Origin of the sequence: Mesorhizobium sp. M0208 (assembly GCF_040322015.1) — a bacterium.
Lineage (GTDB): Bacteria > Pseudomonadota > Alphaproteobacteria > Rhizobiales > Rhizobiaceae > Mesorhizobium.
Genome location: NZ_JAMYSP010000046.1, coordinates 1 through 25,990 on the forward strand (window position 1 = coordinate 1; position 25,990 = coordinate 25,990).

The following is a 25,990-nucleotide window of genomic DNA, read 5'->3' on the forward strand; positions in this document are numbered from 1 at the left end:
ACGGCATCAACACCTCCCGGCAAAAACCGAAAAGTGTTACCTATGTGTCCGGTACAAATCGTCACCTATGTCTCGGGCCGCTCACTGCTGCCATTGCCCGCCGGTGCGCAGGAAAGCTCGGCCTCGAGCTCCGGCAGCGGCGGCAATTCGACCACAACCGGCTGGCTGGACACCTTGCTTTTGTCTGTCTTGCACGGCTTGATCCGGATCCACTTCTCCACGGGTCGGACTGCCCAGTGCGGCAAAAGGGCGGCTGCGGCGTGAAAATAGGACAGGAGAAGAGGCCGATCTCGTCCGCGTTCTGCGCAGAGGGTGAGCGTGTGCCATAGACCAAGCGAGTGACGTTCGTTCAACCCACCGGCTGGACCGAGCGGGCCGTCGCCTGAGTAGCACTCACCGTATCCGTCGTAACGGACGACTTTTGTCTGATAGTGCACCGGCTTCATGCGGTCTTGACGTCGAAAATCGGCCTTCACATATTTTCCGCAGGTTGCTGCCGATTGCTGGGGCGACCATCCTCAACCACCTGAAATCGTTCAAAGATTGGAGGTTTCGATGAGCGAGAGAACATTTGAGAGTCCCGTGTTCGTGAGAGCCGCGGAAGGTCTCATTCAAGAGATCGCCTGTCTTGAGGATGCTTTCGATTTTCTCGACGAATGGCCGAAGCATCGGCGAGGCGTGATCTACGAAACGGCAAAGCGCGCGTGTCACCGCGCCTACGACGGTCTCATACCGTTAAAAGTCGCGCGGGATGCGTTCGCCGGCTTTGCCCGCTCCGTGAAGATCCTCGAGGACGTCGCAACGGCGATGCCTTGGGTGGCGGCCGCAAAGTCGGGCGAGACGGGCGGCGTTGCCGCCTGACCGTTTCGGAGGGAGGAAATCATGCTTTCTCAGCCCTTCGAAAAGCCCGTTCGCGTCTGGGTCGGACTCGGGTTCCCGAGGCAGCTGAATTCGGTCGTGGATGCCTACCAGTTCGTCACCGACTGGTGCGGGAACAGCCCTGAACAAAGGGCTGCGATCCGCGCCTGTAAAGCCGCATTGGCCGGCGAGATCGACGCGGAGACGGCGCGCGGCGTTCTCGTGCAGTTCGCCAGGAAGAAAGACATCCTGGTCGAAGACGGAATGATGCCGCCGGTCACCACTACCGGGCAGGTTCTGCAAGCTTGATCCGCGGGCGGTTTCAGAGGCGGTGGCCATCGGGCCGCCGCCCAAAAGGTGCGCCGTGCGAAAACGCGCGCGTCGATGCGCCGGCAGAGTTTGCTGGCGGTTTCTATGTGCACCGCACTCCACTGGGTTGGGCGGTGAGCAAGGTTAAGGTCACAAGCTGTCAGACGTTGCGCCTGTTTCGCTGACTAGATGGGGTAACGGACCGCCAAAAAGCCGCGAGCGGAGCGCGCCACCCAAGCGCCGTAGCAAAGTGAGCCGCCCGCTTAGCGGCCCATTACCCCGCCTAGGTAAGACGTGGCGCCGCGAGCGCCGATGGAGTAATCTTGCCCCATCAGTTCTCGGGAGTAAGAGCCATGAACGCAGTTCCTCGATGGCGGCTCGCAGGCGACTGGTTCGACATCTGCAGCTGCGACATCCCTTGTCCTTGCGAATTTGCACAGCGGCCGACCGGCAATCACTGCCAGGGCGTGCTCGCCTGGCACGTGCGTGAGGGCCAATACGGTGACGTGAAGCTCGACGGCCTGACGCTGGTGGCGCTCGGAGAGTTCGAAGGCAATCTCTGGGCCGGCGACGCAAAGGCCGTCATGGGCATGTACCTTGATGAGAAGGCCAACGAGAAGCAGCGCGAGGCGCTGCAGACCATCTTCGGCGGGCAGGCCGGCGGCTGGCCGGCGGGCTTTGCCGCCAACATTGGCGAAATGCGCGGCACGGAGTTTGTGCCGATCGCCTTCGAGGTGGCGGGCGACCTCGCCACCTGGCGGGTCGAGATCCCTGGCCGCGTCGTCGGGCGTGCGGAAGCGCTTTCGGGGCCGACTACCCCACCCGGCAAACGCGTGCAGACGATCAACCCACCGGGCTCCGAGGTCGGTCCCGGCCAGGTTGCCACCTGGGGCCGTTCCGTCGAGGTCAGCACCAAGGGCTTCGGCCTCGACTGGACGGGCACTGCCCGCTCGAGCAAGCACATACCGTTCGAGTGGACCGGCCCGAGCTAAGGCGGTGGCAGACCCACGCGCCATCGGCCGGTTCTCCTTGCCGCCGCTTGTCAGAAGGCTGGGCGGCGTGCCACTCGGCCTGCTTGCTTCCCTCGCGCTGCTGACGGCGGCAGCCTGGGCGGTGACGCTCTACCAAACCCTCAGCATGAACATGCCGATGGGCATTGCCGTGCGCGGCCGGATGGGAGGCGTGGAGGGTATGGCCGGCATGGCGATGGGCGGCATCGCCGCCGAGCCTTGGTCGATCGGCAACGCCGCCGTGTTTCTCGCGGTATGGACCGTGATGATGGCGGCGATGATGCTGCCTGCTGCTGCGCCGATGATCTTCATGTTCGCGTCGGCACAGTCAAGGCGCGAACGCCGCGTTGCAGTTCCGACCTGGATCTTCGTCGCCGGCTATATCCTCGTCTGGGCTGGAGCCGGCTTTCTAGTGTATGCGCTGGTCCAGCTCGGCAGCGATATCGCGATGAGCTTCGATCCGCCTCAGCGTTCGCGTTGGGCGCAGCTCGCGCTCGGCGCCACGCTCGCAGCGGCTGGGCTCTACCAGTTCACGGCGGCCAAGCACATCTGCCTCGGGCACTGCCGCTCGCCACTGGCCTTCATTGCCGAGCACTGGCGCGACGGGCGGATCGGCGCCCTTCGCATGGGGCTGCGGCACGGCCTGTACTGCCTCGGCTGCTGCTGGGCGTTGTTTGCCGTTCTGGTCGCGGCCGGTGTCATGAGCCTCGCCTGGATGCTGCTTTTGACGCTGGTCGTCTTCGTCGAGAAGCTGTTGCCGCGCGGCCGCCGCTTCGAGGCGACGGTGGGGATCGCGTTGCTCGCACTCGGCATCGCGGTGGCGAGCGGCGCGGTGGCGATGCCATGGATGGCAGGGTAGCGCCGACGACGGCTCGACCCGACATTAACGGTGTCGGCAAGGAAGCGGGCCGAAGGGAAAATCGTCTCTCCGTCGCGGGTGACCACCTCGAAGAGCCCGCCATGGATGTGCATGGCGTGGGATGAAGCCGTTGTTGGTGCCGATGAAACGCACTTTCAGGGTCTCGCCGACCTTCACGCGGATCGTCTCTGGCGCGAGCCGCTGGAGTGGAGCTTTCTCGCCATCGGCACTTCGGCAAGTCCAGCCCGATAAGTCCTCCTGGCGACCGCTATCAGGCGCCACGTCTGCCGCCGCCAAGGCCAATCCCGTTTTACGAATCGGAGCCTGATATATCCCAGGCGCCGACACCGTTTCCCGCCATTCCCTGGAACAGATCATCCGCTTGCGCCGGTGAAAGGTTCGTGTCGGTGGCGACCCACCAGGTGAGGACCGCAAGAAATGCGCCGGCGATGAACTGGACGGCGAATTCGACGGGCACTCCACCTCCACCGACCCGCTTTCCGACAAGTTCTGCTCGGACGGCGCGCCGGATACGCTCGCGCAATTCGTCATGGATCGTGTCGCCGCTGCTCGCAAGCAGCGCGTGGTGAAGCGACCGGAACGCAAGTGCGTGTTCGAACATGGGAAGGCTAAACGCAAACAGGCGAGCACCAATCTCCTGACTTGCCGACATGCGCCCACGGCTTAGCGACCCCAGATGCGCCTCGATGGTCGCGCTGCGTAGAGCATCCTTGTCTGCGTAGTGGGTATAGAAGGTCGACCTGCCGACATTTGCTCTCTGACAAATGTCGTCGACCGTGATGGCCGCATATGCGTGCTCCGGGATCAGGGCAATAAGCGCATCCTGCAGCAGCGCGCGCGTCCGCGCGACGCGGCGATCGATGGTGTTTGAGTCGCTCGTTCGGTCGATTTTTTATGGTCATCGCCACGTTCGGCGCCTGCTTCTGGACATTCAAAGGTCTGGTGTCCGGAATCTCATGCTGGACATTGTGTCCAGTATGATACGCCAAGTCCAGAAGCTCAAATCGTATATTGGACAGGCCGCAACGGAAGGTCGCCGACATGCACTTATCTGGTCACCGCGCCGGCAACGGACGGCATTCGCGCAAGGGCGTGATCGCGATGGCCCTGCTTGCCAAACTGTCGCTCGTCGCCGGCTTCCTCTTTCTGGGCAATTTTGGCATGGGCTACATCGGCGCCGGCGCCTGGGTGGCGGCGTTCCACGGCCTTATCCTAGCGGCAATCGCGATCGTATTGCTGTGGGGCTTCCTTTCTCGCATAGGCCTCGGCGGAAAAGGCACGCACAGCACGAGCGACAGGGGGATCGGCATCGTCCTGCACCGGGCGGCGGGCTATGACTGGCTTGCGCACGTTCTGACCTTCGGCGGCGAGGGGCGGTTTCGCGAGCACATGCTTCGCTTGGCGAAACTCCGGCCGGGCGAAGCGGTGCTTGATGTCGCCTGCGGAACGGGAACCCTTGCGATTGCCGCGAAGCGGCTAGTGGGTTCTGATGGAAGCGTCACAGGCGTCGATGCATCGGCTGAAATGATCGAGAGGGCGCGCGCCAAGGCCAAAAGGTCTGGCCTCGATCTGACTTTCGTCAACGGGACGGCGCAGAAGCTTCCCTTCAAGGACGCACGGTTCGACATTGTGATCGGCACGCTGATGCTGCATCATCTGTCGAAGCCCGTTCGATCGGCCTTCGTCCGCGAGGCAGCACGCGTCTTGAAGCCCACTGGCCGGCTGTTGCTTATCGATTTCGGCAGGCCGGTACGCAAGTCCAGATTGCCGAGACTTCATCGACATGGTCACGTGGACATGAATGGGATCGCCTCGTTGTTGACCGAGAGCGGATTCAAGGTCGGCGACATCGGCGCCGTCGGAACCAAGAACCTGAACTATGTTCGCGCGACGACGGACAAGGTCCGATCAGCGTGACCGAGGCATGCGACAGCCGCCAGACTTAAGCGTCGCCCCGAAAAGTCACGCGACATGGAGCCCGGGCCTCGAAGGCGTAGCAGTCTGGCGGGTCGTGCGAACTGAGCGCCGGCCTTGCCGACTCGTGGCAGGGTCGTCGACGTGGGTCGTGACGGCAAGCCCCTGATCCGCATGTCGTTGCTGATCTCGGCCGAAGCCCGCCGCGGCGGCCAACGCCTCGGCCCTTCAATCGATCAGCGTTGTAGATATTTGACGAGCGCCGCGATCGCGAGCACGAGGGCGACCAACACCAGGATCCAGATGAGGCCCATCCCACCCATCAACCACATGCCCTCTGACCCATCCATCATGGAAATGATCCTCTAGCGCGAAGGCTGAGTTCGCCGCCCACGATTGGCGAGTGCAAGCTAAGTTAAGTCGCCGGCAACCTCCGCCAAGACAACGGTGATTCCGGTTACAGAACGGGGAAAGATGCATACTCCGGCAATTCTACATTCCCCCGCCGCAGCCGTCGGACAGGTCCCATACATTCACAATTTGCGTGCCGTCAAAGCCGTGTTCGTGGATCAGGTATTTCGCCAGTCCACCATACACTCTCCAGCGCCAGCATGGGCAGCAGCAGGGGCCCTTCTCCTCGGAATTGGCCATCGCGTAATCGTAGGCCTTCTGCTCGTCCCCGGTGAGCTTCAGATCGTAGTAAGGCAGCATCTGCTGCGCGGTCGCCGCCGGTATGTCGTACGGGTCGCTGGGGATCATCGGGATGGCGCGATATTGGGTAAGCCCATTTACCTGCTCGCGATAGCGTTTCAATTCCATCGGGCTGCAGCACGAGCCCTTGATGCGCGCCATCGCGGGCATGGTCGCGATCGACTCGGTAAACTTGGCCGAGCAGGTGCTGTTGCCGCTCTCGCTAAGATCTTTGAACCGTTTGGTCAATTCGGGATCGTCGGCAGCGATTGCCAAATCCGGTGCGAGAAAGCCTGCAGCCGCGGCGGCGCCGAAGACGCCGAGAATGACCGTGCGTCGATTTGGGGTCCTTGTCATTTGCCGCTCCTCGCCTGCTCGATGAGCTTCTTCAGCGTCGCAAGATCGGTGGCGCCGGGAAAAATCTGGTCGCCGGCGATAAATCCCGGCGTTCCCGTTATTCTCAGCGCCTGGGCCAGTTCCATGTTGCGGTCGATCAGCGCCTGGATGTCCGGCTGCCGCATATCGCCCTTCATGCGCTCGACGTCCAGCCCGGCCTCGGCGGCGATCTTGAGGACGGCCGCCTCGGTCACCCTTGTCTTGGACCCATAGAGCGCCTTGTGAAACGCTGTGTATTTGCCCTGCTTGTCGGCGGCGAGCGCCGCCTTGGCCGCGAACACCGAATCTGGGCCGAGGATGGGGAATTCCTTGTAGACGATCCTGAGTTGCGGATCGTCGGCCGCAGCCTGTTCCATGACCGGCGCCATCTGCCTGCAATAGGGACAATTATAGTCGAAGAACTCGACCAGGGTAACGTTGCCCTCGGCGTTGCCGCCGACTGGACTTTGCTTGTCACGGAAGATGTCGTCCGCGCGCGCCTTGAGCACCTGCCTGGCCTGGGCTGCATCTGCTTCACGCTGGCGCTGGTCCAGGCTTTTCAGCGCCTGCACGAGAACCTCCGGATGCGCCAGGATATAGTCGTGTATCCGCTGGTCGAACTGATCCTGGGACATTTCGCCTGCAGCATTCGCCTGTATGGCTTGAAAGCCCGGATCGATCAGGAACCATCCTGTCAGGCCGGCAAAGAGCAGGGCGCGGGCGATGCCGCTGCAATACCTGGCTGCATCGCTTGGCTTGGTGAACATGCGCGTCTCCCTTTCTTGTCGTCGAGAATGTCGGTGCCTCTCCGTCAAAAGAGGCCCTTCAATTTTGCCAGCCAGCCTTCGTCCCGTTCGTGGTGCGTGCGCTCGACATTGTTGGTGAGCGCGTTGACGAAGGTGACGAGATTGACGGGCGCGAAGTTCAGGCCGTGGAAATTCGCCCGCCAGCGGCCCTCCTTGTCGATCACATGCGTGACGATCCCGTGCATCTGGTAGCCATCATTGGTCAGGCTGAATTTGTGACCGAAGGCTTCCGCCAGATTGCGGGTCATATCCTCCGGCTGGCCCGGGGCAGTGGTCAGGAACAGCCAGTTGACAGGGTCGAGCCCATGCGCCGGTCCATAGGCATTGAGCACATCGGGCTTGTCCTTTGTGGGATCGGTGGTGATCGTCACGAAGGTGACCTGATCCTTCATCGGCGTGCTATTCACCATCTTCTGGATCTCGGCGATCTTCTCGGCATGCAGCGGGCAGACGTCCGGGCACGATGTGTAGATGAAATGGAGGACGACGACCTTGCCGATGAGGTCGGCCGGCCGCACGATGCGACCGTCGGCGGTGCGCAGCGTGAAATCGGGCGTTGGCCTGTCGATCTGCTGGAAATATTTCTCGTCGTTCTGCAGCATGGCGTCGACTTCGTCCATTGAATGCGCCCGCGCTCCATGCGTGAAGCCGGCGATCAGCGCGGTGAAGACGATCAGGCCGCACAACAGACGCATCCATTCGTTCCAGGTGGATGAAACGTCCCGAACCGTCGGCTCGTCCCGGTTTCTGGCAAGCATCAGCCTTTTCCTTTCGGGCTAGCGGCAATACGGCTGCGGATGAAATCGACCATGTCGGGAGAATCCCATTCAGCCGGCCCGATCAGCCGGCCGATCTCCTTGCCGTCGCGGTTGATAAGCACGGTCATCGGCAGGCCCACCGCGCCGAGCGTGAACATGACTTTGGCCGAGGTATCGATGTTCAGCGCAAGGTGTATAACGCCGGTCTCGGCGAAGAATTTCTTCACGGCGTCGGGCCCCTTCCGGTCCATCGACAGCGCGACGACCTCGAAATCCGGTCCGCCTAGCTTGGCCTGCAGCCGGTCAAGCGTCGGCATTTCCTTGCGGCAGGGCGCGCACCATGTCGCCCAGATGTTGAGCAGAACCACCTTACCGGAGAAATCGGCGAGCGTTTTCGGCTTGCCGGTGCCGTCCTCGAAGCTGATTTCCGGCACGGCGGCGGGCGTATCGAGCAATGTGAAGTTCTCAGATGCCCCCGCTGCCACGGAGGGCGGCGGAAACGCCAGCAGCGAACAGACAAGGAAGATAACCCATTTGCACTTGATCACGGTGCGCTCACTCGGTCGCATAGACGGTCGGCGCCTTGCCGTCCTTGGTGAAGGCGTAGATCGTCCAGGTCTCGGACTTCTCGCCGCCCATGCCGGGCGCGCCTGCCGGCATGCCGGCCAGCGTGATGCCGCTGATGGCTGGCCGCTCGGTCAACAGCTTCTTGACGATTTCGACTGGCACAAGGCCGTCGACGACATAGCCGTCGACAATCAGTGTATGGCAGCCCTCAAGGTCTGCCGGCACGCCGGCATCGCTGCTGATTTGAGAGAGATTGTTGACCGGCTTGATATCGACCTTGAAGCCATTGTGCTCAAGATAGTTGGCGTAGGATTCACAGCAGCTGCATTGCGGGTTCTTGTACATGACGGCGTTGATCGTTGCGGCGAAGGCGGGCAGCGGCGTTGCGATCAGCAGGGACAGTGCGGCAAGGCGGTAGGTCAGTTTCATTGCAGTTCTCCTTGGTTGGATAAAACTTTCAGGTCACGCGGAACACTGTCATCAGGCCGGCCATCTGGTGATCGGCGACATGGCAGTGCAGCATCCAGTCACCGGGATTGTCGGCAACGAAGGCGCATTCGATCGTGTCCTTGGGGGCGAGCAGCACCGTGTCCTGCCATTGCCGGTGCGGTACCGGCAAGCCGTTGCGCGAAAGCACCGACAGGCTGAAGCCGTGAACGTGCATGGGGTGCCACCAGGCGGTTTCGTTGCGCACAGTGAGGTGGCAAGTCACGCCGCGTTTGAGCGTAAACTGCGGCGCCATGCCGGCATCGCCATCGCCGGTCATCGACATGCCGTTGATTGCCCAGGCGGCGGCGCCGTTCATGCCGGGCATCGCCATGCCCATCATACCGCCGACGCCGGCCAGCTTGCCGCCGCCCATCATGCCGCCTTGCAGGACGATCTCATGCCGTTCGGCCTTGGCCAGATCGGGGGCCGGCAGCGGATTGGCGGGCAGGCGACGCGGCGCATCGAGAAGATGGTGGCGCAGCGGCGGCGCCTTGTCATAGGCAAGCGTTGTCAGCGTGTAGACGAGGCCGTCATAGAAGTCGTCGACCACGGCGTGCCTGCTGCCGGGACCGCCCTGCATGTCGAGCATAATGTCGATGCGCATGGCCGGTGCCAGCACCAGGCGGCCGTCTTCCGGTTCATGCGGGTCGCAGGGCTGGCCGTCGACCGCGACGATCACCGGACGGTGACCCTCGAAGCGCAGCGCCACCATGCGGGCAAGGCAGGCATTGGCGAGCCGCAGTCTGACGCGCTCACCTGCCGTCACGCTCAGGTCGGCCGGCGCCGCGCCGTTAATGGTGACGGCATTGCCGACGCGGCCCGACATCGACGCATCCATCATGCTGCCGAAGCCGCCGGCGATCTGGCCGTCGCTGGTGAGCCGCCAGTCCTGCAGCAGCCAGAGGAGATCGCGTCGGCGGCGACGGGCTCACGTTCCTCAACGATCAGCGGGCCGGCGAGTCCACGGCCGATCTGTACCAGGCTGTCGGCATGCGAATGGTACCAGAAGGTGCCGGCATCTGGCGGCGTGAACTCATAGACGAAGTTCTCGCCCGGTCCGATCGGCCTCTGGGTCAGGCCCGGCACGCCGTCCATGGCGTTCGGCAAACGGATGCCATGCCAATGGACGGTCGTGTCTTCGTCTAGTCCGTTCGAGACAGTGATGCGGACCGGCTGGCCCTGCCGCAGGCGCAATGTTGGGCCGGGGGTGGTGCCGCTATAGGTCCAGACTGCGGTAGACGGACCGTCGGCGCCATTGAGCAGCGCCTGGCCCGGGCCGACCTTGATCCGGCGCTCGTCCTCGGTCGAGGCGCGTGCAGGACGCAGCGAGCAGGACACGGCAGCGCCCGCCGCCGCCGCAAAAAACCCGCGGCGCGATATCGAATGACTGAAATCGTATTTCACCCTGCTAGCCCTTTGCGATCTCGATCGATGGCGAGCCACTCGGCATCGAACTGGAATGCTGTATGCGCCCGCGCGCGCAACGATGCGCAACACAGGCGATCAGGCGCCGGGAATCAGCCGCGTCACGGCTGAAACGGCGTCAAGCGCTGAGTCGGGGAGGGTATGGGTCGGGTAGGGAACTTCGTCCCTGCAGGAACGGGGCAGCTTGCGTCGATGGCTGCTGCACGTGGAGAACTGCCGTCACCGCGAGGTCTTGCGGCAGCACCGCCAGCACCGGTGCGATGCAGGTCGGCGGACAATGCATCGCGTTGCCACTGTCGCCGATGTCTTTGAGGCACGCCCTGCAGTCGCCGTTCATGGAAGCACCGGCCAAAGTGCCTGTGCTGGCACCGGTGGACATCGCCATAGCGTCCGCCATCTTGGCCGACATGACGCTGGCCTGAGCGGCAGACAGGCTGAACCCGGCGGTCAGGAAGACCGCTATTAGCATGACGAGGAGATGCTTTGGCGACAGCCGGGCCATCATCCGCCTAGGCTGGCCGCAAAATGCAGCTTTTGCAAGTCCCCGATGCTGCGACATCAAGACTTACGCGATAAGCTCCGGATTGGCTTCGGTGGATTCAGCGTGCGGAACGAATGATGGCTAGTTCCTTCATCGCGAAGGGCCCGGTCGATCAGCACGAAATAGGGCGGTGGTCCAAGCACCGTGATCTGGCCGGCCGAGGTGATGCTGATCAGCAGGCGGCACCCCGACGCGAAAAGCTGCTCGGCGACCGGCACGGCGAAGGAGGAGCCGACCGCACAGCCAAATGATGCCAAGCGTCTGGCCATCCAGTTCGAACTCGTGAAGGACGGTATGATAGCAGGCCCAGCCCGACGATGGGCGGGCGCGGCCTTCTTTGCGCAACCGGCGCACTATGTCGCCGTCCGGATCAAGGACACACACAGAAGGCATGCGTTCCGGCGACAGGCCTTTTTGCCGCCGCGCCTCGCGAAGCATGTTTCAACCTGAAACACGGACTCGGCCGAATAGTCCTTCAGCTCAAGCAGCGGTGATCGCGGAACTGGTGGCGTCATGTTGTTCGATCGAAAACTTTTGGCTGCGGGACCACTCAGGCCGCTGCCTCAATTGGAAGGCCTGCGGCCTTCCAATCGGGATACCCGTCCTCGAGCCGGTGAGCGACATACCCTCGCGCCCGCAGTGCCGCGACAGCCTCGAACGAGAGAACGCAATAACGGCCGCGGCAATAGGCAATGACCTCGCGGTTCGCGGGAAGTTCCGCCAGCCGGTTTTCAAGTTCAGCGAACGGAATGTTGAGCGCCCCCGGTAGATGTCCGAGCGCGAATTCGTCCTCCGACCGGACATCGAGAACCGTGACAAGGCCATCACGCAACCTTGAGACAAGCTCTTCACGCGACACAGCCTCCAAGGCGTCGCGAGCCTGGAAATAGTCGGTCATGACGCGGTTGACCTCGGCGACGTTCCGCTCGCCCACGCGCCCCAGAGCCTTCATTAATTCAACCACCAGAACATCTCCTGAAAGGCGATAGAGCATATGCTTGCCACGCCGCTCGGCCTCGACAAGTCGCGCGCGTCGAAGGATTTGAAGGTGGCGCGAGGCGTTGGCAAAGTTGAGGCCGGCCCGAGCCGCAAGTCCTTCGACGCTGCGTTCACCCTGTGCGAGGTGCTCCAGCAATTCCAGCCGGTGCGCATGCCCGAGCGCCTGAGCCACCTCGGCAAGGCTGGCGAAAATCGCCTGTTTTGGTCCAATGCTTGACACGACTGTTCCTCGGTGAAACATTCAGCAGAATAGTTGAATATTATCGCAGCGAGGTAGGGAGCGCAAGCCATGATCCTCCGTCAATTCCTCCATTCCGATCCCGTCGCCGCATCCTACCTGTTCGGATGTGGTGGAAAATCGGCCGCTGCGGTGGTCGATCCGGTCGGTGACATTGCGCCTTACCTTAGGGTCGCCGAGGCGACGGGCATGCGCATCCTCTATGTGGTCGACACGCACATCCATGCCGACCACATTTCCGTCGGGCGGGCGCTCGCTGCAGCGTCCGGCGCGGAATACCTGCTCTTCGAAGGCGCGGAGGCCGGATTCCCGTTTCTGCGCGCCAAGGACGGTGACGTGCTCGAGCTCGGCAATATGACGATGGCCGTCATGCACACGCCCGGGCATACGCCGGAGCACATTTCGCTTTTGGTCACCGATCGGACACGCGCGAGCGAGCCGTGGTTCGCGCTGACAGGCCACACGCTGATGGTTGGCGATCTCGGGCGAACCGAACTGGCAACCGACGCCGAGGCCGGGGCGCGGACGCTGTTTTCCAGCGTGCGCCGTTTCAAGCAACTGCCGGATCACGTCGAGGTGCTGCCCGGCGCATATTCCGGCTCGGTCTGCGGGCGCTCGCTCAGCGGCAAGCCGACATCGACGATTGGCTTCGAGAAGCGCTTCAACAGAGCATTCCGCATTGAGGACGAGGGCACCTTCGTCGCCACGATGGTCGCCGACACACCACCCCCGCCGCCGGATGCGGCGCGCAACCGAGCCACCAATGCCGGGTTGGTCGCCGCGGCCTGACCGATGGGCGTTTCGCGGTCAGCAGGCTCGACTGTCAGACTTGGGCTTAGGGAAAACTGGCGGCAGTTTGCTCTCCTGATGCTGGTGAATGCTTTTGTCGGCGGCATGGTCGGGATCGAGCGAACGGTCGTGCCGCTCATCGGATCGGAAGAGTTCGGCATCACGTCAACGACACTTGTCGTCTCCTTCATCGTGAGCTTCGGCGTGGTCAAGGCGCTTGCCAATCTCGTCTCCGGCCAACTCGCCGATAGCTGGGGACGCAAGCGCGTTCTCGTCCTCGGCTGGCTTGTCGGCTTGCCGGTTCCGTTCATGATCATCTGGGCTCCGAGCTGGGGATGGGTGATTGCGGCCAATGCACTGCTCGGCATCAATCAGGGACTGGCCTGGTCGATGACTGTGGTCATGAAGGTCGATCTCGTCGGTCCGAAATCACGTGGCCTTGCAGTCGGCCTCAATGAATTTGCCGGCTATCTCGCCGTCGGCGTAACGGCATTCCTCACGGGCTATCTCGCTTCGCGATGCGGCCTGCGCCCGGTGCCCATCTATCTCGGGATCGGCTACGCCATCGTCGGCACCGTATTGTCGGTGCTGCTAATCCGTGACACGCGCGACCACCTCCGGTTGGAAACATCCGCTCACGCAATGCAATCCGTGCCGATCAGTTTCCGGGAGGTGTTTGCGCTGACCTCGTTCCGGAATCGCAATCTGTTCGCGGCTTCGCAAGCCGGCCTCGTCAACAACCTCAACGACGGCATGAGCTGGGGTATTTTCCCATTGTTCTTCGTGTCCTTCGGACTTGGCATCGAGCGCATCGGCATCCTGAAGGCGGTCTATCCTGCAACATGGGGAATCCTGCAGGTCGTCACCGGCCCCTTGAGCGATCGCTGGGGCCGCAAGGGCCTGATCGTCGCCGGGATGTGGACCCAGGCCGGCGGTCTGTTTCTTACCGCCGCCACGGGCCGGTTCGAATGGTGGCTCATCGGCAGTCTTCTGCTCGGCCTTGGAACGGCAATGGTCTATCCAAGTCTGATCGCTGCCGTTTCCGACGCCTCGCATCCCAGCTGGCGCGCCCGCTCGCTCAGCGTCTATCGGTTCTGGCGCGATCTCGGCTACGCGATCGGCGCGCTCTCAGCAGGTCTCATCGCCGATCGCTTCGGGCTCTCGTGGGCGATAACATCGATTGCCGCATTGACGTTTGTCTCTGGCGCAATTGTTGCCATCGCGATGCAGGAGGCCGCCAAAGGTTCGCGCCAACCTTCCCGCAGATAGTCGACCGGGGGTCGGCCTGATATCCGATGGCACTCACGGACTCGCTCACACTCATCCTACGGTACATTGGTGTTGCGCAACTGGCCATCATTGCCGGCCTGGCCGTTCGTGATCTGCGCTTCAGTCTCGTCGGCTATCTCGTTGCGGTGTTCTGCTTTGGGGTCGCCTCCAGCACCAGATTGCGAGCCTGCCGGCTCGGCAATCCTTAGCGTGTAGTATTCGATCGGAACGCCTCTCGTACCGACGCGCATCAGCTTGTTCCTCGCTAAAGGAACGCATTCAGGCAGTATGCTCGCATGGGTTGGATAAATCCATATGATGTCGACGCGAGCCAATGCGCCTGTGGGCTCACGTTGGGTTGACGGATGGGCAGGTGCCAAGTCGGACCAGCGCCTACTGTATATGCAGAAGCTTAGACAGCCACCTGGGTTACGATCTCGACCACACGTCCGGTCGGAATCTTGCAATATTCAGTCGCATCAGCCGCCGTGCGCGCCAGCCCGGTGAACAGCTTGTCCTGCCAGACTGGCATGCCGGAATTGGGCGATGTCTTGAGCGAGCGCCGCGACAGGAAGAAGGATCTCGTGATGTCGAACTTCCAGCCTCCTTGCGGCAGATCGCCAGCGCGCGGGGGATGTTGGGCTGCCCCATATAGCCGAAGGTCAGCGTCCCGAAAAACCTTGGTCAAGCAACGGGGTAGAGCCCTCCAATTTCTGGAGCAGGGAACTTGCTTCTTCACGGGAAACACCGGAGGAATGATGATCAACTGAGAATTGATTCGGAGCTTGTGCATGCGCGGGGTGCAAGCGGCTTTGGCTGCGCTGATTCTGACCGGTTCCTTCACTTCCGCCCTCGCCGACAACAGTTCTCCCTTCATCTATTTTGCAACCGAAGATCCTTTCGCTGCCGGTCAACCGACGAAGAACGACGTCTATGTTTTTGGGGGCGTCTTTGTGACCGGGTCCTTCGGGGATACTATCAACGTCTTCGGGGCCGACTATACGAACAATTACATGATTGGAGCTGCTTACGGCCGTGATTTCGCCGATGTTGGCGCCGGTTTTGTCCTTGGCGGTGTGACTGGGGCTGCCATAAGGTTTGGCGAGGACGACGATACATCCGGAGAGCTTTGGGCCGGGATGCGGCTTCGCCACCAGGGCCTTGTCATCGGCGATCTGGCGATTGCGCCAGCGCTGACGGCCGGTGTCAGTGCCGTTACAGGCGTCACCGAGATCGAGCACGCCCGCGAAATCCATTACGATGGCGATGCATCCTTCCTTGGTTTTATCGGCGCGGAGCTTTCTTTCAGACTAAGGCAAGCTCCCAACGTCGAGCTTGTCTATCAACTCCATCACAGATCCGGCGCCGGAGGCACGTTTGGAAACATGGGAGAGGGTTCCAACGCGAATACTGTCGGAGTGCGTTATCGCTTTTAGCTCACGCCTGAATGCTTCGAGTCGGGGCTGACATTCTGTGAGGGTGCGCTGGTTGCCGGCCGCACGCCACGAGAGCGGCCGAGTAGGCGCGCTGGATGGCTTGAGAGCGCGGGCGCAATCCACCATTCTTCACGGGATCCTTGATGGGCCGTACCAAGCGACACTATCGTTCGAAAGGTTCTCCCAGCGAAGCCACGCCGTTGAGCTTGAGCAGACGGCGGTTCGAAGAGATGATGCCGAGCACGATCACGGTCACGAGATAAGGCAAGCTCGATAGAAGTTGCGAGGAAACGTCCAGCCCTGTCGCCTGGGCCGCGAGGCTTGCGAGGGACACGGCGCCGAAGAGGCACGCACCGAGGAAGATACGGCTGGCAAGCCAAGTGCCGAAGACGACGAGCGCAATCGCAATCCAGCCGCGCCCTGCGATCATGCCATCGGCCCAGAGCGGAGTGTAGACCACGGATGCGTAGGCACCGGCGAAACCTGCCAACGCGCCGCCGAAGGCGACCGCGGCGAAGCGCACGGCGATCACCGGATAGCCGAGCGCACGGGCCGCCTTGGGGTTCTCGCCGACGGCGCGGACGACGAGGCCTGTTTTGGTGTAGGCGAACATCGCCCAGATGGCGACGGTCGCGGCAAGCGAAAGCCACACGACAACGTCTTGGGCGAACAAGCCGCCGATCACCGGGATATCCGAAAGCCCGGGCAATGAAAGCTTCGGAAGCCCCTTAACCGTGAGGCTCTCATAGCTCTTGCCGAACAGCGCCGAGAGGCCTTGGCCGAGGATGCCTATGGCAAGGCCTACCGCAACCTGGTTTGCGCGAAATCCCAGCGCGATGACGGCAAAGACCAGGGAAAGAGCCGCGCTGGCGAGGCCCGCGGCGAGGAAACCGAGGAGATGCCCGCCGCCTTGATAGACGATAATGAAGGCGATGACGGCGCCGAGGGCCATCAGTCCCTCCACCCCGAGATTGAGGACGCCGGCCCGCTCGGCCACCAGTTCGCCGAGCGCCGCCAGGAGAAACGGCGTAGCCGCCGCCAACATCCCGGCGATGATGAACTCGACGGCGTTCATGACGTGCTTCCGTGGGCGGCATGGCGCCATTCGAGCCGGTAGCGGACGAAGGCAATGGCGACGAGATATGCGAGCAGCAGGCTGCCCTGGAAAACCCTGACCGCAGCGACCGGCAGATTTGCCGAGACCATGGCGTTATCGCCGCCGATATAGAGGGCCGCCATGAGCAACGCGGAAAAGGTGATGCCGACCGGGTGAAGGCCACCGAGATAGGCCACGATGATGGCGGCATAGCCGTAGCCGGTCGAGATGGAGCGCTGCAGCTGGCCGAGCGGCCCGGCCACCTCGGCCGCTCCGGCGAGGCCTGCCGCGAAACCGCCGATGAGCAGGGAAAGCCAGATCGCCCGTCCTTCGTTGAAGCCGGCGTATCCGGCCGCGCGTGGCGCGAGGCCGCCGACCTGCAGCTTGAAGCCGGCGAAACTCCTCTGCATGAAGATCCAGGCCGCAAGGGAGAACGCGCAGGCGATAAGCAGCGAGACGTTGACGCGGGTGCCGGGGATCAGGATCGGCACCATCGCGTCGGACTGGAACATCACCGACTGCGGGAAGTTGAAGCCGTTTGGGTCCTTCCAGGGGCCGAGAAGCAGGTAGTTGAGCAGTTGCGCGGCAACGAGCGCCAGCATGAGCGATACCAGAATCTCGTTTGCATTGAGCTTCACGCGCCAGAAGGCCGTGAGCGACGCCCACAGAGCGCCGCCCAGCGCACCGATGACAAGCATGGAGGGCCAGATCCATTGGCCCGTTGCCTCTGGGAACCAGATGGGAATGGCCGATGCGAAAATCGCGCCGAGGATGAACTGGCCCTCGGCGCCGATGTTGAAGACCTTTGCGCGAAAGCCGATCGCGAGCCCCTGCGCGATCAGCAGTAGCGGCGCGGTCTTAAGCAGGACTTCCGAGAAAGAGGTCCAAGACAGGAAGGGCTCCAGAAGCATCGCGTGGAAAACGGCTACCGGATCGCGGCCCATAAGGAGGTAGAGCCCGAGATTGAGAAGCGTCGCCAAGGCGAGCGCGACGGGCGGGGCGATCAGTTTGACGGGAAGCGAGGCATGCTCCCGGCGAACCAGAACGGGAAGGAGCGGCGCGGACAGAGCGCTCATGCAGGGACCTTTTTAGCCGTCGAATGCGCGCCGATCATGTAGCGGCCGATCTCCTCGGGTCTCGTGTCGCGCGTCACCAGCGGCGGGCTCAGCCGGCCTTGATGGATCACCTGGATCGAATCGCAGAGTTCGAACAGCTCCTCCAGTTCCTCTGAGATGACGAGGATACCCATGCCTTCGTTGCGCAGGGCAATGAGGCGCCGGCGGATGGCGGACGCGGCGCCGATGTCGACGCCCCAGGTGGGTTGCGCCACGAACAGCAATTGCGGGGACAGCATGATCTCTCGGCCGACGATGAACTTTTGCAGATTGCCGCCCGAAAGCGCGCCGGCCTCCGCTTCCGAACCGGGCGTGCGCACGTCGTATTGCCGGATGCAGTCCTCGGTGAAAGCCTTCACCTGGTTCGTGTCGACGAGGCCGCGTTTCAACAGGCCGAACGGATGGGCGGTCAGAAGGCTGTTGAGGACGAGCGACATTTCCGGCACGGCGCCGCGGCCGAGCCGTTCCTCCGGAACGAAGGCGAAGCCCAGTCGGCGGCGGGCGGCCGCGTCGAGCGCGCCAACATTCTTTCCCATCATGTAGATACGGTCGGACTGTTCGCGCGGCAGCACCGTTTCGCCTGAAATCAACGCTGCCAGTTCACTCTGCCCGTTGCCCGATATGCCCGCGATGCCGAGGATCTCGCCGGCCCGGACCGTCAGGCTGACGTCGGAAAGCGCCACGGCGAAGGGATCGTCCGGCCGATGGTCGAGGCCGACGATTTCGAGGCGCTTTTCGCCGCCGGAATGCGCAAGCGCTGGCATGGGCTGCGGCATATCGCGGCCGATCATCATCCGGGCAAGGTCGTGCGCGTCGTGGTCGCGCGGGTCCACGCGGCCGGTGACGCGCCCGCCGCGCAGGATGGTCGCGCGGTCGCACCCCGCGCGGATCTCCTCCAGCTTGTGCGAGATGAACAGGATGGACACGCCGCGGTCGCGCAGCCGCCGCAATGTCTCGAATAGCTTGTCCACCGATTGCGGGGGCAGGACGGAGGTCGGTTCATCGAGGATCAGGAGTTGGGGTTCGGTCATCAGGCAGCGGATGATTTCCACCCGCTGCCGCTCTCCGACAGAGAGCGCGTGCACATGGGCGAGCGGATCGACTTCGAGTCCGAACTCGCGGCCGAGCATGCGGATGCGATCCGCAAGATCCGATTTGCCCCTGGGCACGACCAGCCGGATGTTCTCCACCACCGTCAGCGTCTCGAACAAGGAGAAATGCTGGAAGACCATGCCGATCCCCTTGCGCCTCGCATCCGCCGGGGAAGCAAGGGCCAGGGGTTCCCCTTTCCAGGTCGCCATTCCGGCGTCCGGCTGCTCGACGCCATAGATCAGCTTCATCAGCGTCGACTTGCCCGCTCCGTTTTCCCCGAGGATCGCATGGATCGAGCACGGAGCCACATCCAGATCGATGTCTCTATTGGCATGGATTTGGCCGTAGCTCTTGGAGATGCCGCGCAGCGACAGGAGCGGGGTGGTCATGGTCACTTGGGCAGCGGCGTGGTGACACCCTTGACGTGCCAGTCCATTGCGACGATCTCGGCATCGGTCATCGTTTTGCCGGCGGGGACTCCCTCGCTGCCGTCGGCCTTAGCGAACGGACCGGCAAAGGGCGAGAAGCTGCCGCCGGCGATCTTGGCTTCAACCTCTTTGATCCTGTTCATCATGTCGGCCGGGATACCCGGGTTCCAGTCAACGACCTCTACAACCTTGTCACCGACACCCAGGAAAGCGTTGACGCCCTTGAACTTGCCGGCGAGGTGGGCGTCGACCGAGGCTTTGAAGAAGGGTGACCAATCGGTCGCCACGCAGCCTAGATAGGTTTCAGGCGCATATTTCTTCATCGACGAATTGAGGTTGAAGGCAGGGACGCCGGCCTCCTCGCAGGCCGAGACGACGGAGGGCGTGTCCTGCGCGTTGGAGAAGATCACATCGCATTTCTGCGCCAGCAGCGCCTTGGCGGCTTCCTGCTCCTTGGCCGGATCGAACCAGGAGTTCACCCATACCACCGAAACCTCGACATCGGGTTTCACCGCTTGCGCGCCCAGCGTGAAGGCGTTGATGGAGGTGATCAGTTCGGGGATGGCGAAGGCGGAGACCGAGCCGAGCTTGCCGGTCTTTGACAGCGCGGCGGCCGCCATGCCCATCAGGTAGGTACCCTGGAAATATTGGGCCGCGAAGGGCGAGAAGTTCGGTGCTACCTGGAAACCGGAAGCATGCAGCACGGTGACGTCGGGGTTCCGGCGCGCGATCTGCAGGGCACCGTTCTGGTAGCCGAAGGAGCCGGCGATCAGGAACTTGTTCCCGTCGGCGACCACCTTGTTCATGATGCGGTCGGCATCGGGTCCTTCCTGTATATTCTCGATGATGGTGACCTTCACCTTGTCGCCGTAGGCTGCCTTCACCGGCTCGAGCCCGTCGGCGAGCGCACGGCCCCAGCCGACATCGCCGACCGGCGACGGGACCACGAGCACGATGCCCAGAGGTTCGTCGGCAGCAAGCGCGCGGCCGCCCGCCGCTGCGACGAGGCCGGAGGCGGCCGCGCCCTTCATCAATGTTCTGCGGGTAAGATTTGTCAGCATGTCGGTTCCCCTTGTTTTCGGTTTAGAATTCCACGGTCGCGAGCGCCGCCTCGGCTTCCGCGAACAGCTGCGCCTCGTCGAGCCCCGGGAACTCGCCCTTGGCCCAGACGATGCAGCCGTTGATCATGGTCATGTCGGTCGGCATGCCGATGCCCACCTTGGCAAGCAGGCTCAGCGGATCGTGCCGCGTGCCGACATAGTCCATGCGCCGCGTATCGATGGCGAAAAGGTCGGCAGCCATGCCAGGCGTCAGCCTGCCGATGTCGCCGCGCCCGAGCAGCGCCGCGCCCCCGGTCGTCGCATAACCGAGAAAATCGGCCGGCGGCGGAACGGGATGGTCGCGTGTCGATGCCGACAGACATTGCAGCATGTAGGCGGAATGGATGCAGTGCATCAGGTTGGAATTGTCGTTCGAGGCGGCACCGTCGCAACCTAGTCCTATGCTGAGGCCGAAGGCCGACATCGCCGGGATATCGGTGATTTCGGCGCCGACGAGATAGACCGGCTCAGGGCAATGCGAGACGCCGGTACCGCTTGCGGCCATCTTGCGCAGCTCGTCGTGGGTTAGCTCCCAGCAATGGGCATAGAAGGCATCCGGCCCGCAGAAGCCGATCTCCGCGCAGTAATCCACCGTCCGCATGCCGTGACGGTCCTCGATGACCGGGCTTTCGCCCTCGCCGACATGGGTATGCATACGCACCCCGCGATCACGCGCTAGCGCCACCGATTCCACGAAGGTCTCGCGATAGCAGTTGACTGGCTGGCAGGGCGCGACGGCGACCCGGCGCATGCTGAAAGGACCGGCATCATGATAGGCGTCGATCAGCCGGGCGCAATCGGCGATGAACTCGTCCGTCGTCTCCAGCATGGCATCGGGGATGGTCGAGCCTTTCGATTTCGGCAGCGTGTTGCCGCCGCGTCCGGCATGGAAGCGCATACCGAGGAGTTCGGCTGCTTCGAACTGCCGGTCGATCAGCCGCTTGCCGGCCTTCCACGGAAAGCAATACTGATGGTCGAATGCGGTCGTGCAACCGTGCTTTATCAGCTCGGCCATCGCCGTGACCGAAGCGTGGTAGAAGCATTCCTCGGTCAGCCGCGAGAAAATGGGATAGATGCGGTCGAGCCATTCGATGACCGACAACTTCGTCCAGTCCAGATCGGCGCGGTTGCGCACGAAGCATTGAAAGAAGTGATGATGGGTGTTGACGAGGCCGGGATAGACGAACCAGCCGGCGGCGTCCTGCGTGACGGTCCCGACGGGCAACTCTCCCTTGTCGAGGTCTTCGCCGATGGCCCGTATCGCCGGGCCGTCGGTCAAGACATCGACATTGCGCCGGATGTCCGGACCGTTGCCCTCGTCCACGATGACCGCTGCGCAGTTCTTCAGCAAGTGGCCCGCCAAGTCACGCCTCGCCGGCTTCGAGGACGGGCTCGGGCTTCAGTTCGTGCAGCCGGTGGATGCCGGGCATCTCAATGAAGCCCTCGAGACTGCGGATCGCCCGCGACCAGAGCCGGATCGCGGGATAGGGGTCGAGCGAAACGCCGCCGTCCGGCGCCAGCGCCACATAGGGAAAGCAGGCGACGTCCGCGATCGTCGGCCGGTCCGACGCGAGGAAGCGCTGGCCGCGGATATGCTGTTCGACAAGGCCGGCTTCCAGCTCCCGCAGGGCCGCTATCCCCTGCCCATGAAGGGTGGCGATATCGCCCGGACGCAGCAGCATCTCGTGCAAGCGCGCCGCCCCCAGGCTGCCGGTCAGCCGATGCGAGAAGGAAAGCCATTGCTGGACGCGTGCCGCCTGCAAAGCAGTATCGTTGCCCAGCCATTGCGGTGCGGCCTTCGCGGCGAGATAGACCAGCATGGCCGAGGATTCGGTCAGGACGAGGTCGCCATCCTCCAGGATCGGGATCGAACCCGCCGGATTGAGCGCCATGAGTTCGGGACCGCGATGCTCGGCGCCGGGATGGAAGTCGACGGGGCGGATGTCAAGCTTCACCCCGGTCAGCGCCGCCATCAGGCGCGCCTTGTAGCAACTCGGGGACAGCACGTAGTCGTAGAGCTTCATTGCGCCACCAGTTGCGCGCCGTAGGTGTAGCCGTGGCGTTTCAGCCAGCGCCGGTAGGCAACCGATGTCAGGTCCGCCCTTGTGGGGATCTCCATGCCCGGATCGAGCGGCAGCAGCCTCGGGATCTGGTTTTCGAGAATCGACCGGTCCTGAAGGAAGATCGTCTGCTGGAAATGGATCAGGTCTGCCATCGATGTTTCGTCGTCAAACAACGCCATCCACGGCCAGACGTCGCACAGGTCTTCGGCAAGCGGCTGCACGAAAAGCGTGATGACGTCCCATTCACCCGGCCGCGGCGGGCAGGTCTTGTAGAGGATCGAGCAGGTCGGCGCAGGCACGCGATACATGTATTCGATGGTTATGCCGCCTTCCGCCGACTTGGCGGCCTGCGGCTGGTAGAACTTCACCTGGGTCGCCCAAACCTCGTCTTCGTCCTCCCGTATCTCGACCTTGTAGTTCGGGACTTCCGTGTGCGGTTCGGCCCCTAATATGTCCGTATGCACGAAGGGGAAATGCGCAATGTCCAGGAAGTTCTCCACCGCGCGCAGCGGCGAGCAGCGCACGCGCACAACCCCGACATCGACGAGCCGGCGGCCGGGCTGATCAGCCTCGGGGATGGCAAAGAGCGCCTTTTGCGGGTCGCCGAGCGACGACCAGACATGACCGTAGCGGATGCAGACCGGCAGGGCACGCCCGTTGCTGCCCGTAAGCTTCGCGTTTCCGTTTGCGCCGAGCCTCACCCCGATCGGCTCGCCCATGAGCGCCGTCTGGCGCTCATGGGTGTCAAGCCGGCCGGCAAGGCCGACCGGATACCATTGGTCGATCATCGCGTTGCGGGTCATTGGGCGACGCCACTGCGCAGAATATCCTCGGCCGTCCGCCGTAGCGTCTCGGCTGCCCTCGACGCAGCGATACGCTTGGCCGGACCAGTGCCTTCGTCGACCAGAACATGCATCAGCGTCCGCGCTTTCCCCTGGGGGGTCAGCAGCAGCCGTAGGTCTGGGCATCTTGCGCGTAGTCGAGCAGGCCTCCGTCGGCCTTCGTACCGGCGGCCGCCTCCAGCGCGGCAGTGCCCGCCTCTACTATCATGGAGCGAAGAGGAGCCAGGCCGTCGAACCGCGGCGGCCGAGCGGTGGGTTCGCCTACGGAAATCCATATGATTCCGCCGCTGTCCTCGACGGGCTGTATTGCGACACCAATCGTTTCCGGCGGCGTCAGGCCCGGATGGGCCGGAATGCGCAAGCAGTTTCCGGCCTGGGCATAGCTCCAACCGTGATAAATGCAGGACAGGGCCTCACCGCGCACGAAACCACGGGAAAGGCGCATGCCGCGATGAGGGCATCTGTCCGCGAAGGCCGCCGCGCGGCCGGACCGGCTTCGCCAAAGGGCAATCGGTCCGACCGGGGTTTGCGCCGGCATTACGGTTCCCGCTGGCAAGTCCGCGGAGAGGGCAACTGGCATCCATGAGCCGGACGGATAGGGCAGCATGCATCAACCTTCGAACGACATCGACCCATCTTCCCAAATGCAGATTCGCGGTCAAGACATGACGATCAGTCCGATCACGTTTGCACAATATTTTCGCACTGGCAACAATGCCCAAAAAAGAGGCAGAGACCCGGTCCCAACCTAGCCTGATTCGTTTTCTATCGGCGTCCGACGAATGGCCTCGACCCAGACATCGATTGGTCCAAGAGAGCACCCCATCTCCATCATATCGACCAGTTCCGCAGGACCGGCAACGTCGAGTTCGATCCGGTCGGCACCGGCAACGAATATTGCCGGCGCGAGGCCGAGCTTGGCGGCATGACGCTCGATCCATGGAAGAAAGGATGCCGCTTTGACATCGCCGAGGATTGTCATGCGCTCGCGCGTAAAACGTCGATCTTGCTCGTTCATGAAGGACCTTAGCAACGAAATTGATATACAGATACGTCGTATCCAATCACGTGGCTAAGGGCGTGAAAAGGCGGGCGGATCTTTCGCCGACAAGAACGCTCGTCATCCTCGCCGACCGGTCAAGACCGGTCGCTGCCGTCCCGATGCTCCTTGGTAAGCGACAGGCCTTTGACGGGCCATGTCCGGTAGCCCGTCATCGAGGGATCGGTTCGGAACTGCGTCGCAAGATCGGTCATCCGGCTCCAGGACTTTCCTAAAAGCGTATTTTCGGGAAACCAAGCCAGACGGCACCTGCGGAATAGTGGCGCCGGGGTCGCGGAACCATACGGAACGATGCGGGAAGATTTCTGATTTATACGAAAGGAGTACAATTCATTGAGGTCGGCCAGGAACCACCGACGGCTGGCGGTTGGCCAACTCCTGAAGGGCTCACGCAAAGGGCTGTATCGATGGCCACAGCGTTGGTTGTTCAAAGCGCTGCAGCCGGGATTGCTCGGCGCCGGAGATGGCGCGCAGCTCTTCGTGGATGATGCGAAGCAGGCATTTGGTGTGGCCAATTTCAAAGCGTCCGGTGGGGGCGGAACGATGCGAGACAATACGGGAAACTCTCTGATTTAGGCCCACGAAAAAGCCAATAAAATCAATAGTTCGAGGACGTTCTCCAACGGTGCGCGACAGTGACCGTCCTACCAATGATGAATGGTGCCTTTAGATTGTTCATGCAGTCTCGACGAGGTTCGGAACCAGCGATCGGCAGCCTTGGCCGGACTAGCCCGATCCGCAAAGCACCGCTTCAGTCATCGCCGAGATAAATGCGTCAGATATTTTCCGGCGTGACTATTTCAAAAGGTATTGACCGCTGAAGGGTTGCCAACGGTGTCTGTGGCCCAATCACGTCGATCATTGTCTGCACTAGAAGGGCCGAGGTCGCCTCGAGTGGATGACAAAGAGCTGCAGTGACTAATCCCTCAGACAAGCCTTTTCGCGTCTCGGGCCCTATGTCACGGCAAACCAGCTTGATCCCCGCGCGCCTTTCGGCAGAGACCTCCCTCAGCGCACGGAGCACTCCGGTTATCCCACCACCCACGATCAGAATTCCCACAAGATCATCAGTCGTCTTTAGGAGCTCAGCCAGCATACGGTAAGCCTCGCTCGATTCCTCATGAGTAGGTCGACTCTCCGCCACTGTGAGTCGCGGCGCGTGTTCGCGCAAATAGGAACGGAAGCTAGCATCTGAGACGTCTTGGCATTGATACCGGTGATTGCCTATGAAAACCGCAATGCGACCGGGACCTTGGGTGGTTTGCGCAATCAAGAATGCCGCCGTACGCCCGAGCTTCCAGTTGTCCGTTCCCACGTAGGCCGCTCTTTCCGGCGCGGATTGGTCGGTAATGTAAGCAACAACGGGCTTCCCAATTTCCTTCAGTGAACGGATGGCCTGTCCTATGATAGGGTGATCTGGTGCGATCACCGCGACTGCGTCGCAGGTGTTGCCGAGCGCGATAAGGCGGCTAGAGATAGTCTCCGGCGTCAGTAGATCCACAAACTCGACGATGGCCTCGACCACCTCATCGCGACGATCGCGACAGGCTGCGATGATTTTCTTCCCGAACAGTTGGTAGAGTTCACGGGTCGATTGCTGCAACAGGAAACCCAATCGATGATGCGGCGATATTTTCTTGGCCCGGTCGTCGATCGCTCCGATCCCATAGAAGCCGATTTCTTCGGCTGCTCTTTGTACGCGTTGAACAGTCTTTGGGCGAACCGAGACAGTGCCGCTGAGGATTCTGTTCACGGTCGCTACGGATACGCCGGCGGCTTGAGCGAGGTCGCGAATCGTAGGCCGCCTCATTAATCCTCCCAATGCTGTATCATCATGATTG

General features: G+C 62.4%; 28 protein-coding genes and 5 pseudogenes. 10 read left to right on the forward strand and 23 right to left on the reverse strand.

Translation table 11 applies throughout. The features are described from left to right. From NKJ17_RS29445 to NKJ17_RS29465, 5 genes are all read left to right on the forward strand, one after another. Positions 1 to 264, forward strand: a 264-nt coding sequence (locus NKJ17_RS29445; protein ID WP_352691275.1) for a hypothetical protein, incomplete at its 5' end; no start/stop codon positions are given. A 291-nt stretch (positions 265 to 555) separates the two neighbouring features. Continuing rightward, entirely contained in the window at positions 556 to 861 is a 306-nt protein-coding gene (locus NKJ17_RS29450) for a DUF982 domain-containing protein (RefSeq protein ID WP_352479369.1), read from the forward strand. Positions 862 to 882: 21 nt separating this feature from the next. Next, positions 883 to 1,167 carry a DUF982 domain-containing protein gene (locus NKJ17_RS29455; protein WP_352479368.1) on the forward strand — a complete coding sequence of 95 codons (285 nt, stop codon included), beginning with the start codon at positions 883 to 885 and terminating at the stop codon, positions 1,165 to 1,167. A gap of 353 nt (positions 1,168 to 1,520) precedes the next feature. Continuing rightward, positions 1,521 to 2,159 (forward strand): DUF1326 domain-containing protein, encoded by a 639-nt coding sequence (locus NKJ17_RS29460; protein WP_352691276.1) that lies wholly within the window; start codon positions 1,521 to 1,523, stop codon positions 2,157 to 2,159. Between the two features lie 4 nt (positions 2,160 to 2,163). Further along, positions 2,164 to 3,036 (forward strand): DUF2182 domain-containing protein, encoded by an 873-nt coding sequence (locus NKJ17_RS29465; RefSeq protein WP_352691278.1) that lies wholly within the window; start codon positions 2,164 to 2,166, stop codon positions 3,034 to 3,036. 5 nt (positions 3,037 to 3,041) lie between these two features. Here NKJ17_RS29465 and NKJ17_RS29470 read toward each other — a convergent pair. From NKJ17_RS29470 to NKJ17_RS29480, 3 genes and pseudogenes are all read right to left on the reverse strand, one after another. Next, a pseudogene (locus NKJ17_RS29470) lies at positions 3,042 to 3,225 on the reverse strand (multicopper oxidase domain-containing protein); the annotation flags it as partial. A 121-nt stretch (positions 3,226 to 3,346) separates the two neighbouring features. Continuing rightward, the gene (locus tag NKJ17_RS29475; RefSeq protein ID WP_352691279.1) at positions 3,347 to 3,658 is read right to left on the reverse strand and encodes a TetR-like C-terminal domain-containing protein; all 312 of its coding nucleotides are present in this window, start codon (positions 3,656 to 3,658) and stop codon (positions 3,347 to 3,349) included. 102 nt (positions 3,659 to 3,760) lie between these two features. Next, positions 3,761 to 3,946 (reverse strand): annotated as a pseudogene (locus tag NKJ17_RS29480) (TetR/AcrR family transcriptional regulator); the annotation flags it as partial. A 152-nt stretch (positions 3,947 to 4,098) separates the two neighbouring features. Here NKJ17_RS29480 and NKJ17_RS29485 point away from each other — a divergent pair. Then, the gene (locus NKJ17_RS29485; protein WP_352691281.1) at positions 4,099 to 4,974 is read left to right on the forward strand and encodes a class I SAM-dependent methyltransferase; all 876 of its coding nucleotides are present in this window, start codon (positions 4,099 to 4,101) and stop codon (positions 4,972 to 4,974) included. Between the two features lie 489 nt (positions 4,975 to 5,463). On the opposite strand, the gene NKJ17_RS29490 is transcribed toward NKJ17_RS29485, so the two are convergent. The 7 genes and pseudogenes from NKJ17_RS29490 to NKJ17_RS29520 all read right to left on the reverse strand — a co-directional run bounded on the left by NKJ17_RS29490 (position 5,464) and on the right by NKJ17_RS29520 (position 10,583). Next, entirely contained in the window at positions 5,464 to 6,018 is a 555-nt protein-coding gene (locus tag NKJ17_RS29490) for a hypothetical protein (protein WP_352691282.1), read from the reverse strand. Further along, positions 6,015 to 6,803 carry a DsbA family protein gene (locus NKJ17_RS29495; RefSeq protein ID WP_352691283.1) on the reverse strand — a complete coding sequence of 263 codons (789 nt, stop codon included), beginning with the start codon at positions 6,801 to 6,803 and terminating at the stop codon, positions 6,015 to 6,017. The genes NKJ17_RS29490 and NKJ17_RS29495 overlap by 4 nt, the downstream gene beginning before the upstream one ends. A 44-nt stretch (positions 6,804 to 6,847) precedes the next feature. Beyond that, a complete protein-coding gene (locus tag NKJ17_RS29500) occupies positions 6,848 to 7,537 on the reverse strand; it encodes an SCO family protein (protein WP_352691300.1) in 690 nt (229 codons plus the stop codon). A 62-nt stretch (positions 7,538 to 7,599) separates the two neighbouring features. Then, positions 7,600 to 8,148 carry a TlpA family protein disulfide reductase gene (locus NKJ17_RS29505; RefSeq protein ID WP_352691285.1) on the reverse strand — a complete coding sequence of 183 codons (549 nt, stop codon included), beginning with the start codon at positions 8,146 to 8,148 and terminating at the stop codon, positions 7,600 to 7,602. A 7-nt stretch (positions 8,149 to 8,155) separates the two neighbouring features. Next, positions 8,156 to 8,596, reverse strand: coding sequence for a DUF411 domain-containing protein (locus tag NKJ17_RS29510; RefSeq protein WP_352691287.1), 441 nt, complete (start codon positions 8,594 to 8,596; stop codon positions 8,156 to 8,158). Between the two features lie 28 nt (positions 8,597 to 8,624). Next, positions 8,625 to 10,060, reverse strand: a pseudogene (locus NKJ17_RS29515) (multicopper oxidase family protein). 139 nt (positions 10,061 to 10,199) lie between these two features. Further along, positions 10,200 to 10,583 (reverse strand): hypothetical protein, encoded by a 384-nt coding sequence (locus tag NKJ17_RS29520; RefSeq protein WP_352509013.1) that lies wholly within the window; start codon positions 10,581 to 10,583, stop codon positions 10,200 to 10,202. A gap of 183 nt (positions 10,584 to 10,766) precedes the next feature. On the opposite strand from NKJ17_RS29520, the gene NKJ17_RS29525 reads away from it, so the two are divergent. Continuing rightward, positions 10,767 to 11,072: a hypothetical protein gene (locus NKJ17_RS29525; RefSeq protein WP_352509014.1), complete on the forward strand. Its 306-nt coding sequence runs from the start codon at positions 10,767 to 10,769 to the stop codon at positions 11,070 to 11,072. Positions 11,073 to 11,172: 100 nt separating this feature from the next. On the opposite strand, the gene NKJ17_RS29530 is transcribed toward NKJ17_RS29525, so the two are convergent. Continuing rightward, entirely contained in the window at positions 11,173 to 11,841 is a 669-nt protein-coding gene (locus NKJ17_RS29530) for an ArsR/SmtB family transcription factor (RefSeq protein WP_352691288.1), read from the reverse strand. A 69-nt stretch (positions 11,842 to 11,910) separates the two neighbouring features. Here NKJ17_RS29530 and NKJ17_RS29535 point away from each other — a divergent pair, with 69 nt between their 5' ends. Beyond that, entirely contained in the window at positions 11,911 to 12,648 is a 738-nt protein-coding gene (locus NKJ17_RS29535) for an MBL fold metallo-hydrolase (protein WP_352691289.1), read from the forward strand. 78 nt (positions 12,649 to 12,726) lie between these two features. Next, the gene (locus NKJ17_RS29540) at positions 12,727 to 13,917 is read left to right on the forward strand and encodes an MFS transporter (protein WP_352509017.1); all 1,191 of its coding nucleotides are present in this window, start codon (positions 12,727 to 12,729) and stop codon (positions 13,915 to 13,917) included. 56 nt (positions 13,918 to 13,973) lie between these two features. Here the strand turns inward: NKJ17_RS29540 and NKJ17_RS29545 are convergent, their stop codons facing one another. Together NKJ17_RS29545 and NKJ17_RS29550 are read right to left on the reverse strand one after the other, a co-directional pair. Then, entirely contained in the window at positions 13,974 to 14,168 is a 195-nt protein-coding gene (locus NKJ17_RS29545; protein ID WP_254819356.1) for a hypothetical protein, read from the reverse strand. A 161-nt stretch (positions 14,169 to 14,329) separates the two neighbouring features. Then, positions 14,330 to 14,586 (reverse strand): annotated as a pseudogene (locus NKJ17_RS29550) (KUP/HAK/KT family potassium transporter); the annotation flags it as partial. 122 nt (positions 14,587 to 14,708) lie between these two features. Here NKJ17_RS29550 and NKJ17_RS29555 point away from each other — a divergent pair. Continuing rightward, positions 14,709 to 15,353, forward strand: a complete 645-nt coding sequence (locus NKJ17_RS29555) for a hypothetical protein (RefSeq protein WP_254819357.1) — start codon at positions 14,709 to 14,711, stop codon at positions 15,351 to 15,353. A 163-nt stretch (positions 15,354 to 15,516) separates the two neighbouring features. Here NKJ17_RS29555 and NKJ17_RS29560 read toward each other — a convergent pair whose 3' ends face one another. The 10 genes and pseudogenes from NKJ17_RS29560 to NKJ17_RS29605 form a co-directional block, all read right to left on the reverse strand. Beyond that, positions 15,517 to 16,428 (reverse strand): ABC transporter permease, encoded by a 912-nt coding sequence (locus tag NKJ17_RS29560; RefSeq protein WP_254819358.1) that lies wholly within the window; start codon positions 16,426 to 16,428, stop codon positions 15,517 to 15,519. Then, on the reverse strand, positions 16,425 to 17,525 hold the full coding sequence (locus NKJ17_RS29565; protein ID WP_352691291.1) for an ABC transporter permease: 1,101 nt from the start codon (positions 17,523 to 17,525) through the stop codon (positions 16,425 to 16,427). The genes NKJ17_RS29560 and NKJ17_RS29565 overlap by 4 nt, the downstream gene beginning before the upstream one ends. Continuing rightward, positions 17,522 to 19,045 (reverse strand): ABC transporter ATP-binding protein, encoded by a 1,524-nt coding sequence (locus NKJ17_RS29570; RefSeq protein ID WP_352691293.1) that lies wholly within the window; start codon positions 19,043 to 19,045, stop codon positions 17,522 to 17,524. Before NKJ17_RS29570 ends, NKJ17_RS29565 begins: the two co-directional genes overlap by 4 nt. 2 nt (positions 19,046 to 19,047) lie before the next feature. Further along, positions 19,048 to 20,142, reverse strand: a complete 1,095-nt coding sequence (locus NKJ17_RS29575; RefSeq protein ID WP_352691301.1) for a BMP family ABC transporter substrate-binding protein — start codon at positions 20,140 to 20,142, stop codon at positions 19,048 to 19,050. 25 nt (positions 20,143 to 20,167) lie between these two features. Continuing rightward, a complete protein-coding gene (locus NKJ17_RS29580) occupies positions 20,168 to 21,547 on the reverse strand; it encodes an amidohydrolase (RefSeq protein WP_352691295.1) in 1,380 nt (459 codons plus the stop codon). A gap of 1 nt (position 21,548) precedes the next feature. After that, positions 21,549 to 22,208: a glutathione S-transferase family protein gene (locus NKJ17_RS29585; protein ID WP_254819361.1), complete on the reverse strand. Its 660-nt coding sequence runs from the start codon at positions 22,206 to 22,208 to the stop codon at positions 21,549 to 21,551. Continuing rightward, the gene (locus NKJ17_RS29590; RefSeq protein ID WP_352691297.1) at positions 22,205 to 23,050 is read right to left on the reverse strand and encodes an aromatic ring-hydroxylating dioxygenase subunit alpha; all 846 of its coding nucleotides are present in this window, start codon (positions 23,048 to 23,050) and stop codon (positions 22,205 to 22,207) included. The genes NKJ17_RS29585 and NKJ17_RS29590 overlap by 4 nt, the downstream gene beginning before the upstream one ends. Continuing rightward, positions 23,047 to 23,696, reverse strand: a pseudogene (locus tag NKJ17_RS29595) (aromatic ring-hydroxylating oxygenase subunit alpha). Before NKJ17_RS29595 ends, NKJ17_RS29590 begins: the two are co-directional and overlap by 4 nt. 141 nt (positions 23,697 to 23,837) lie before the next feature. Then, a complete protein-coding gene (locus NKJ17_RS29600; protein ID WP_254819364.1) occupies positions 23,838 to 24,107 on the reverse strand; it encodes an acylphosphatase in 270 nt (89 codons plus the stop codon). Between the two features lie 817 nt (positions 24,108 to 24,924). After that, positions 24,925 to 25,959, reverse strand: a complete 1,035-nt coding sequence (locus NKJ17_RS29605) for a LacI family DNA-binding transcriptional regulator (protein ID WP_352691302.1) — start codon at positions 25,957 to 25,959, stop codon at positions 24,925 to 24,927. Between the last annotated feature and the right edge of the window lie 31 nt (positions 25,960 to 25,990).

Bases quoted from the DNA above. Each gene is read 5' to 3' on its own strand.
- NKJ17_RS29450 (WP_352479369.1), top strand. From the start codon at position 556: ATGAGCGAGAGAACATTTGAGAGTCCCGTGTTCGTGAGAGCCGCGGAA.
- NKJ17_RS29455 (WP_352479368.1), top strand. From the start codon at position 883: ATGCTTTCTCAGCCCTTCGAAAAGCCCGTTCGCGTCTGGGTCGGACTC.
- NKJ17_RS29460 (WP_352691276.1), top strand. From the start codon at position 1,521: ATGAACGCAGTTCCTCGATGGCGGCTCGCAGGCGACTGGTTCGACATC.
- NKJ17_RS29475 (WP_352691279.1), bottom strand. From the start codon at position 3,658: ATGTTCGAACACGCACTTGCGTTCCGGTCGCTTCACCACGCGCTGCTT.
- NKJ17_RS29485 (WP_352691281.1), top strand. From the start codon at position 4,099: ATGCACTTATCTGGTCACCGCGCCGGCAACGGACGGCATTCGCGCAAG.
- NKJ17_RS29490 (WP_352691282.1), bottom strand. From the start codon at position 6,018: ATGACAAGGACCCCAAATCGACGCACGGTCATTCTCGGCGTCTTCGGC.
- NKJ17_RS29495 (WP_352691283.1), bottom strand. From the start codon at position 6,803: ATGTTCACCAAGCCAAGCGATGCAGCCAGGTATTGCAGCGGCATCGCC.
- NKJ17_RS29500 (WP_352691300.1), bottom strand. From the start codon at position 7,537: ATGCGTCTGTTGTGCGGCCTGATCGTCTTCACCGCGCTGATCGCCGGC.
- NKJ17_RS29510 (WP_352691287.1), bottom strand. From the start codon at position 8,596: ATGAAACTGACCTACCGCCTTGCCGCACTGTCCCTGCTGATCGCAACG.
- NKJ17_RS29520 (WP_352509013.1), bottom strand. From the start codon at position 10,583: ATGGCCCGGCTGTCGCCAAAGCATCTCCTCGTCATGCTAATAGCGGTC.
- NKJ17_RS29535 (WP_352691289.1), top strand. From the start codon at position 11,911: ATGATCCTCCGTCAATTCCTCCATTCCGATCCCGTCGCCGCATCCTAC.
- NKJ17_RS29540 (WP_352509017.1), top strand. From the start codon at position 12,727: ATGCTGGTGAATGCTTTTGTCGGCGGCATGGTCGGGATCGAGCGAACG.
- NKJ17_RS29545 (WP_254819356.1), bottom strand. From the start codon at position 14,168: ATGCGCGTCGGTACGAGAGGCGTTCCGATCGAATACTACACGCTAAGG.
- NKJ17_RS29555 (WP_254819357.1), top strand. From the start codon at position 14,709: ATGCGCGGGGTGCAAGCGGCTTTGGCTGCGCTGATTCTGACCGGTTCC.
- NKJ17_RS29560 (WP_254819358.1), bottom strand. From the start codon at position 16,428: ATGAACGCCGTCGAGTTCATCATCGCCGGGATGTTGGCGGCGGCTACG.
- NKJ17_RS29565 (WP_352691291.1), bottom strand. From the start codon at position 17,525: ATGAGCGCTCTGTCCGCGCCGCTCCTTCCCGTTCTGGTTCGCCGGGAG.
- NKJ17_RS29570 (WP_352691293.1), bottom strand. From the start codon at position 19,045: ATGACCACCCCGCTCCTGTCGCTGCGCGGCATCTCCAAGAGCTACGGC.
- NKJ17_RS29585 (WP_254819361.1), bottom strand. From the start codon at position 22,208: ATGAAGCTCTACGACTACGTGCTGTCCCCGAGTTGCTACAAGGCGCGC.
- NKJ17_RS29590 (WP_352691297.1), bottom strand. From the start codon at position 23,050: ATGACCCGCAACGCGATGATCGACCAATGGTATCCGGTCGGCCTTGCC.
- NKJ17_RS29600 (WP_254819364.1), bottom strand. From the start codon at position 24,107: ATGAACGAGCAAGATCGACGTTTTACGCGCGAGCGCATGACAATCCTC.
- NKJ17_RS29605 (WP_352691302.1), bottom strand. From the start codon at position 25,959: ATGAGGCGGCCTACGATTCGCGACCTCGCTCAAGCCGCCGGCGTATCC.